Here is an 8951-nt window from a genome sequence, read left to right as displayed (position 1 = left end):
TGTGAAAATAATATTATAAAAATATTTTAAATTTATTATTGATTTTTAAAAAAATATCGATTATTATGTATGAAGTATACTTGGTTTGTCTGATTTATGTAGTTTTTGACTAGTATAAGTATTTGAAAATATAAAAATGATTTAGGTGCTGTGAAGCTTTTCTCAAGTTTGGACGCTAAGGGAAAAGTGGAGCAAATAGCGTAACCGACTAAAGCTAATTTTATAGTTTGGGTCGGTTTTTATTATTTTAAGACTTGTTTTAGCACGAAAGCTATAAAAAACATTAAAAGAAGGAGACAGAATGACAGATAACTATTTAACATTATTAACCAAAACGGAAAGAGGGATATAAGATGAAAAAACTTATAATATTTTTTACCGTAGTTGTCATGGTTATATTTTTCAGTATACCATCAACACTGCTTGCAGAAACAGGAGATCAATATACATACGCAGGGGAAGATAATGGGCAATATCAGGTTGATATTACCGGAGATGGCGATTATGAACCGGATACGAATGTTTACTGCATAGACGACGAGATTTATTTGTCAGAAGAGAACTCAGCTTATGAAGAAACCGACAGCTTTGTTAGCGATGTTATGCAGAATGATGGGGAAGGCGGAAATCTTGGACCGGGAATTGATGAAGTGAATGCGGTAGCTGTTGAAATCCTTGCAACCACTGCAAGCGGCGGAACAGGTGGAGAAAACCAGGAAGCAGTATGGGACATTATTAGCAATGATCTTGACGAAACCTCTGACGAGAATTCACAAATCATTGCAAATGCCGTTATGGAAGTTGCAGAAAAATTCGTTAATCTTCCGGAAAATAATGACGACGATGAAACAAATGATGTTTCCCTGCAGGAATTTCTTGATAATGAAAATATAAATGAGCTGAAAATAGTTCTGGACTCCGATCCGCTTGTGGATCCGGCAACTATGGATACAAACACTTTTGAAGCAGAAGCAATAATGGAAAACCCGCTCGTACCGACGATTACCGATGAGGGAAAAACTGTTTTCTGGTATATAATGGAAGGCTCATATAATGTCAGCTTCTCTGAAACAGACCTTGTTTTAACTGCATCATCAACCATGTCTAACAAACTTGATGATGCTGATGCTGAAGACACCGTTGATAATGATGGTGATGGAGATATTATAGGAGACAATTACGGCTATTCAAGCATACGTTACTATTATTACTGGTGGGGAGAAGGTTATCCTGAATTTGAAGAGATGAATGTAAATCTCTTTGCATGGGTAGATATAGATGAGGATTGCAAGCTTGATATTCAGGACATTGCAACTAGTACGGGAAATGATCCGGACGGAGATGTTGTTGGAGACTTTATTAACTCACACAGGGTAATTGCTACTCAGGATAATCCTGATTATGATAATACGCAACCTTCAGGACCGTATAATTCACCGCATATAATTGTTGACGAAAATAATGACGGTATAGCTGACACAATACCTATTACAGGAATAGTTGATTTTGAAATGGATGTACATAAGCAGGTTGGCGGAAAAGTTCTGGAAGCAGAACCCAAAGAAATAAAAACCAAGAATCCCAATGTATGCAGCAATGGATACTGGCATAATGATCATTACTGGAAATGCCGTGGTCATAATCATAGTGGTGGATATTATCGTAGCAATAGTTCACCCATATGCGATAATGGATATTTCACTTGGACCATTTGGGGTTGGTACTGGAACTGCCGTGGTCATGATCATAGTGGCGCTCATGAAAAGTACACTTATACCTATAAGCCATACCAGAGATTCGTAATTCAGAGCTATGATGAGCCTTTTGCGGGCGCATCCCAGTCATATGAAGCACGGGGTTCATTTGAATTCATTAAGACGGATTCATCAACAGGACTTCCTGTAGCCGGTGCAACATATCTGTTAAGCTATACAGGGGGACAGACATTTGAACCTGATGTAAAAGAATTTGTACTGGTTACTGATGCAGATGGAAAAGCTTCTGTAAGCGGACTACCATGGGGTACATACACGCTTCAGGAGACTTCAGCTCCGGCAGGATACCTTGTTGATCCTAATGTATATACATACCACATTGGTGGAAACGCACTGTTTGTGGAAGATGACACCAATGTTCTTGATGCTTATGATGAAGTAACAAATGATCCTATTCCACCTATTCCACCTGTTCCACCTTCAAACGGCGGCGGAGAAACATTTTTGAGTACGGCAGGCATAACTGAGGAATCTGAAGGCGGCGGCGGAATCCAGGTTCTTGGAATCCAGGTTCTCGGAATACAGGAGCTTCCGTTTACAGGTACTCACTATATCATTATGCTGATAGGAGTTTCAATGATTATAACAGCATGCACCATTCTGGCAGTTATGAGAAAAAGACAGACAAGCAAATAAAAATCCATGCTGTTAAAGAATTTGGAAACTTTAACCGGGATCTTAATAAACCAGAGGGATTTATCTCTCTGGTTTATTAATTTATGTATTTATTTTGATATTACCTGATTATTTCCTCTTATGTTTTTTATTTAAAGCTTATTGAATTGATTATTCCATAAAAAATCTCATCGCTGACTTCTCTTGAAAACATTGTTCCATTAATGATTCCGTAGAAGATATATAAATTATTTTCATGGACTATAAAACAAAAAGGAAGCAGCCATTCATTATTTTCCCGATCCACATAGATCTTTTTTATCTCGGAATATTCAATTTCATCTTTTATGGTTCCGGAGCCTGTCCTGACTTCTTTTTCTGTCAGCTCTTTTTCGGAAATAAAGGATGTCAGAATTTTATCAGGCAATTTTGACAAGTTCTCTTCCGAAAAATCTTTTGTATCCGAAGCAACCATAAACAAAAAACCGATTTCCATATTTGACAAAGGCGGAACTATCTGAACCTGAAACTGCCCTTCATTTTCAAATTCAAGATAATTCCAGTTATCGGGAATATTGAAAGAAAATTCCCTGTCTTTATTTGAATATTCTGAATTTTTTGAAAAAGATGATAAATTTAATTTTGTTTTAACTATTTTAAAAGGCAGTGTTTTAACAAGCTTGTCATTCAAATAAATATCGACCTCATAATCGCCATCCTGAAATAAACCTTTGCCGCTTTTTAGCGTAAAAGCAATATATTGATTTTTGAGGTCATCTTTATTAATAGCATAAGCGTCTTCCTCAAGAATTTTATTTTTATTGTCAAACCACCTGACTTTAAAACTATTGTCCTTGAGCATATAATTAACTTTCATACTAAGAAAAAGGGTATCGGTCTGTCCAAACTCCCTGGTTATTTCGGCAGGAGATCCATCCTTGTTCAGTCTGCCGGCCAGCTCCAAAGATATTATTTCCAGTTCAGGCCTGTTTATTTCAAAAAAAGCTGTCGATTTCAGCTTGTTATTATATATAAATTCAACTTTATATCTCCCCGGTGTAATAAACAGACTTTCTTCTTTTAATTTTAAGACTGAAACAAGATTGCCTGATTCCAGACTTTTCTTATTGGAAAGAAAATATTGTTCCGTAGTTGTTTTTACACCGGTATTTATGTTTGTCCAGACAAAAAAATAGCTGTCTTTCTGTGCTGCATGACTGTATTTTACAACTGCAAAAATTTCTTCAGTATCGATATCAAAAACATCCTTTGTCTTTACAGCTTCAAGCGTTTCTTCATTGATTTCCTCGCATATAAGCAGGGAGTCAAATCCTGCTTCTTTTTTGCACGACAGTAAAGGAAAAAGCAGAAATATTATTAATATTATTATTGGAAACAGAAGTCTTTTCATATAATAATCTGCCAATCGTTAATTATTAATACCGGTGGCATCAGCCAACATACCCTATCCATATCCTGTTTAAATGTAATTATTATATATTATAGTCTGTAACTGTAAAAGAACTACAGATTATATATTAACATGCAATGTCATAATCCTGCATGTCTTCATTTGTCTATAACTGTAAAAGAACTACAGATTATATATTAACAGTTATTATCTTTAAAAACCTATTTTTATTGCGGCTATATTAAATTTTCTGAAGTAAGCTAAGCAAAAGAGAACGGGAAAACAGCAGCATTACTGTTTGACATAAACTCCTTTGTTTTGTAGCCGGCATAAAAATTTATTAATAATCATCACATGAATTTATTGAAATTCAAACTGATTTTATAAAATTTTTATAAAAAAAGAGTATTAAAATTCTGTGGATTTTATATCTGGTTTAACTAAAGTCTATAATCTTAATCATAATAGTAATTTCAGTAATTCTTCAGGAATAATGCCGGCAAAATAATTCCCCGGATCTGTTTCTGATAATATTTCTTCAATGTTTTTCCTGTCATGTTTTATTCCTGTCAGCCTGCTTTCAAGTTCTGAAATATCATGCTTTCCGAAAAAATCCCCATAAAACTTTATGCTTTTTATCAGACCGTCTTCAATAAAAAGGTAGGACTGAATGAGTCCGCAGGAAAATTTTTCTTCGCTGCTGAAATTATATTTTGGTGAATAGCCATAATTCCATTCCCAGGTAGAATATTTCTCTTCAACAAGTCTTTCAATCGACTTTTTATCCGCTTCTGTCAATGCATAAATTTCACAATCCTTATTGGTTTCAAGTATTCCGGATATTACCAGTTTTTTAAATTCATGGATGTCTATTGGATTTTCAAGATAATCACATATATTGGCCACCCTGCTTTTTACTGATTTTGTCGCTTTATCTTTGAATTTAAGCGGGTTTGCTTTAAGAGACTTTTTAAGTTTGCTTAAATCGGAAGAAAACAAAAGAGTTCCATGATGTATCATCCTGCCCCTGCTTTTAAATTGCGCATTTCCTGATATTTTCTTATCATCAATCAAAATATCATTTCTTCCGCTAAGCTGTGCGCTGACACCCATACTGCCCAGAACAGAGACTATCGGTCGGGTGAATTTCTCAAAATCCATAAAACTTTCTTCTTTGTCAGTAATAATAAAGGAAAAATTAAGATTTCCGTGACAGTGATATACTGCGCCCCCTCCTGACAGTCTTCGCACAACCGCAATATTATTTTTATTTACATATTCGGCATTTATCTCGGCAAGAGTGTTCTGGTTTTTACCGATTATTATGCTCGGAGGATTGATATAAAGCATGAAAAAATCTTCATTTTTATTTCTCAGAAAATACTCCTCGGAAGCTATATTAAAATAAGCATTATCTGAATTATTGTCTATAATATACATTCTATTAAATCCCTGACTTTTAACCTGTTATTTACATTTTCTCTTCATGCTGTCAGATATTATAAATAAAAATATCCAGTTAAAATTTGTATTTTATAATTTCATAAGAAGAATAAAAGTTCAATATATATTATTATTTATAACTTGCTATATAAAAAAAGAGCAAATGGCTTATCATTTGCTCTTTTTAAAAGTTAGTCAGTTAAGTATAAATTAATTCAGATTATTAATTTATAAACTAGTAAGCGATATTGGATAAAGCACCCATAGCAGCGCTTGTAATTACAGAAATAATAATCATTGAGAAGATCCAGGGAAAAACAACACCAAAAATTATTCCCATAATATCGAATTTTTTCCCAGGTTCACCAGCTTCTTTATTTTTAATCTTAACCAGATCTATAATTCCTATTATGATTGCAGCTAGACCAAGCGCCCATCCTACAAAAGGAATTAGTGCGCATATTCCAAGAATTAATGAAGCTTTTGACATGCCGCTTGCTTTATTAAGATCTACATTATTCATATTGTCTCCCTTCTTTTTATTATTTCTTTTTTATATGAATCTTAAAAATTATTATTTAAAAAATATTTAATTACTTCTATCAAACTTCTAACTACTAATACAATCTTATGTAAAATTATAATTAAAAACAAGGGCATATTACAAGGAAAATTAAAAACAGTTTATGAATTTAAATAGAATCAATAGTTCATTAATGTTGACAGATTTCAAGACAGTCTCTTTCCATTTTTTTTAAATCTGTTTCAGTTTTGGAAAAAAGATCCAGAAAATCACTGACATTCAGTTTTTTTGCAGCTTCTATTGCAATGGTAGCACACGCACGGGCATCCTCGCAGGCATTATGATGTTTGAAATCTATTTTTAAAAATTCTGAAATAGTATTTAGTTTGTAATTTTCAAGTCCTGCCCATACTTTTCGTGCGAGATTTACCGTGCAGGCGTATATTATGTCGGGATAATCTATCTGGTATATGTTTAGAAGAGACTTTAACACGGAAATATCGAACATGGCATTATGCGCAATAACTATTCTGCCATCAAGATGCTTTCTGACAGATGGCCATATTCTGTAAAATTCAGGTTTTTTTTCTACAATTTCTTCATTAATTCCGTGTAATCTGACATTAAAAGGTCTGAAATAAGGTTCAGGAGGTTTCATAAGCCAGTATCTTGTTTTTATTATTTCGTAGTCTTTGACAATAGCTATACCCAGAGAGCAGGCGCTTGAAAATTTTTCATTTGCCGTTTCAAAATCAATTGCAGCAATTTCTCTTATATTGGTCATCTGGAATTTAAAATCTCTATTCCTTTCTTTACAGCAAATCTGACATATTCACTGCATTTTTTATTATGGATTCCTTCAGTATCAAACTTATTTCTGCCTTCCTCTGTGCGAAGGTCACAATCTGTGAGACTTTTACAATCTATGAAACCGAATTTTTTCCTGAAATCTTCAATAAGAAAAGAAACCATATCATAAAATTTTTGTTTTTCTTCCGGATCGTTTACCTCATCTCTTCCGCAAAATGCTCCGATTGCCATAATCGTGCCGGAAAGTGCTCCGCATATAGAGCCATAACGGCTTACTCCGCCGCCAAAACCGGAGGCTATCCTGGGAAACATATCAGATTTTATATCCATTGCAGCCGTGACTGCAATAAGTGAGGATTCTGCGCAGTTAAAACCTGAAGAAAATTTATCTTCTGCAATTTTTACAAAATCATCTGTTTTTTTTCCTTTCATTGTTGCCGCTCGTTTCTTGTCTGATGACATGTATTATTAAAAAAGTAATATTTGTTTAAATCTATTATATGTAATTGCCAAAATTTGTAAAAAATATTTTTATGGTTTTTAATTCCGGGTAATAGTATTTTTTTATTATAAAATTATTACCGGTCAAGTGAAAGGAGCAGATATAATGAAAAAAAACATAGGTGTGTCCGAGAGGCTGTATCCGAACCCCGTTGCGCTTATTTCATGTTCATATGGGGGTTCAGACAACATAATAACACTTGCATGGCTGGGTACAGTCTGCAGCAATCCTCCGATGATTTCAATATCTATAAGACCTGAAAGATATTCACATGAACTTATAAGCAAATCCGGTGAATTTGTAATAAATATTCCTGATTCGGGAATGACGGAGATATGCAATTTCTGCGGCAGCCGGTCAGGAAGAGATACTGACAAGTTTGAAGCACTTAAATTAAACAGAGAAAAAGGTTTGAAATTAAATACTCCAATGATAAAAGAATGTCCTGTCAGTATTGAATGTATTGTAAGACAGACATTGAATCTTGGCACCCATAATGTCTTTATCGGAGAAGTTGTCAGCGTAAATGCAGAAGAAAAATATATTTATTCCGATGGTGACATAGATTATGAGAAAATAAATATGATAACTTATCTGATGGGAAATTATTATAAAACCACAATGATAAAATAACTGCCTGAATTAAAAGTCAAGTTGCCTGAATGAAAAATCTGTATAATAAATGTCAATACCGGGACAATGAAAGCGGGTTTTTGCTATTCAAGAAGTTCAGCAAGTTTTGCTATATGCTCAGGAGTAGAACCGCAGCAGCCTCCGATTATGGAAGGCGAGTAGGGCAGATATTTTTTTACATTTTCAGCAAAAATCTCCGGAGTCTCATCAAAAACAGTCATTCCGTTGACCATTTTGGGAATCCCGGCATTTGGCTGGAAAATAAGTTTTGCTTCTTTATCTGACTGTCGCATTCTTTTGACTACTTCAAGCATTTTGTCAGAGCCAACGCTGCAGTTTGCTCCGGCAATGGTAGCTCCGGCTTCCAGCATGGCTTTCAGAGCATCTTCTGTCTTGTTACCCATCAGAGTTACACCATTTTCATTAAACGTAACCGTGCATATTATAGCAGCATCTTTATCAGCCAGTTTTACAGCTTCAACTGCAGCAAGGGCTTCGTTCAGATCCATCATTGTTTCTATAAGGAATATATCTGTTAATTCTGTTGAAATAAGGTATTCTGACTGTCTCCGGAAAGCTTCTACTGCTTTTTCATAACTTAAATCACCAAAAGGTTCCAATAATTTTCCTGTCGGTCCAAGATTGGCGGCGGAAAGAATTATTCTCTTGCTGCCTGTTTTTTCCCTGAATTCACTAATGGCTCTTCTTGCAGCTGAAGCGGCATTATAATTTATTGTTTCAAGATCCCTGATATCATTTATCCCAAATGCCGATAATTTTGGTTCATTCGCGCTGAAAGTGCTTGTCTGTATTATATTGGAGCCGCTTTCAAGGTACCTGTAGTGTATGTCTTTTATTTTCTCAAGAAAATCATTTTCTCCTTGCAGAAAAAGATCAGGGCTTGTTGAAAGACCAAAGCCCTGAAGCAAAGTTCCCATGGCTCCATCGCCAAGAAAAATTTTATTTTCAATTAAATTTATTAATTCATTATTTTTTATCATTGAACGATAAGAACAAGATGATTATTTATTCTTTCTTGCCCAACGGGTTTTTTTGAGCATCTTTTTGTGTTTTTTCTTACGCATTTTTTTTCGTCTCTTCTTTATTATAGAACTCAAATGCTTCTCCTTCTGACTTATATCTCAAGGGCGTTATATTTTAATAAAACTATTTTTATCAAAATAGTTTTACTTCAAAAACTAAATTATAACTATTTTTTTAATTTTGTAAAAGGATTAT

9 protein-coding genes and 1 riboswitch are annotated in these 8951 nt (G+C 34.3%); of the genes, 2 read left to right on the top strand and 7 right to left on the bottom strand.

The genetic code is table 11. The features are described 5' to 3' along the window. The first annotated feature begins 134 nt into the window (after window positions 1-134). Window positions 135-219, top strand: a riboswitch (cyclic di-GMP riboswitch). A 134-nt stretch (window positions 220-353) separates the two neighbouring features. Then, window positions 354-2411: a hypothetical protein gene (locus tag GXZ93_01820; protein ID HHT78529.1), complete on the top strand. Its 2058-nt coding sequence runs from the start codon at window positions 354-356 to the stop codon at window positions 2409-2411. Window positions 2412-2538: 127 nt separating this feature from the next. Here the strand turns inward: GXZ93_01820 and GXZ93_01815 are convergent, their stop codons facing one another. The 5 genes from GXZ93_01815 to GXZ93_01795 form a co-directional block, all read right to left on the bottom strand. After that, window positions 2539-3801 carry a hypothetical protein gene (locus tag GXZ93_01815; protein HHT78528.1) on the bottom strand — a complete coding sequence of 421 codons (1263 nt, stop codon included), beginning with the start codon at window positions 3799-3801 and terminating at the stop codon, window positions 2539-2541. Between the two features lie 459 nt (window positions 3802-4260). Then, window positions 4261-5241 carry a lipoate--protein ligase gene (locus tag GXZ93_01810; GenBank protein ID HHT78527.1) on the bottom strand — a complete coding sequence of 327 codons (981 nt, stop codon included), beginning with the start codon at window positions 5239-5241 and terminating at the stop codon, window positions 4261-4263. A gap of 238 nt (window positions 5242-5479) precedes the next feature. Further along, a complete protein-coding gene (locus tag GXZ93_01805) occupies window positions 5480-5767 on the bottom strand; it encodes a hypothetical protein (GenBank protein HHT78526.1) in 288 nt (95 codons plus the stop codon). Between the two features lie 190 nt (window positions 5768-5957). Next, window positions 5958-6551: a 3'-5' exonuclease gene (locus tag GXZ93_01800; GenBank protein HHT78525.1), complete on the bottom strand. Its 594-nt coding sequence runs from the start codon at window positions 6549-6551 to the stop codon at window positions 5958-5960. After that, a complete protein-coding gene (locus tag GXZ93_01795) occupies window positions 6548-7009 on the bottom strand; it encodes a C_GCAxxG_C_C family protein (protein ID HHT78524.1) in 462 nt (153 codons plus the stop codon). Before GXZ93_01795 ends, GXZ93_01800 begins: the two co-directional genes overlap by 4 nt. 175 nt (window positions 7010-7184) lie before the next feature. Here GXZ93_01795 and GXZ93_01790 point away from each other — a divergent pair, with 175 nt between their 5' ends. Continuing rightward, window positions 7185-7712 (top strand): flavin reductase family protein, encoded by a 528-nt coding sequence (locus tag GXZ93_01790; GenBank protein HHT78523.1) that lies wholly within the window; start codon window positions 7185-7187, stop codon window positions 7710-7712. Between the two features lie 83 nt (window positions 7713-7795). On the opposite strand, the gene GXZ93_01785 is transcribed toward GXZ93_01790, so the two are convergent. Together GXZ93_01785 and GXZ93_01780 are read right to left on the bottom strand one after the other, a co-directional pair. Then, a complete protein-coding gene (locus GXZ93_01785) occupies window positions 7796-8713 on the bottom strand; it encodes a hypothetical protein (GenBank protein ID HHT78522.1) in 918 nt (305 codons plus the stop codon). 21 nt (window positions 8714-8734) lie between these two features. Then, window positions 8735-8830, bottom strand: coding sequence for an AURKAIP1/COX24 domain-containing protein (locus GXZ93_01780; GenBank protein HHT78521.1), 96 nt, complete (start codon window positions 8828-8830; stop codon window positions 8735-8737). Window positions 8831-8951: the final 121 nt, after the last annotated feature.

It is taken from the genome of Actinomycetota bacterium (genome assembly GCA_012837825.1).
Taxonomy (GTDB): domain Bacteria; phylum Actinomycetota; class Humimicrobiia; order Humimicrobiales; family Humimicrobiaceae; genus Humimicrobium.
The sequence above is the reverse complement of the archived record's forward strand: the minus strand, read 5'-3'. Positions and strand labels throughout refer to the sequence as shown.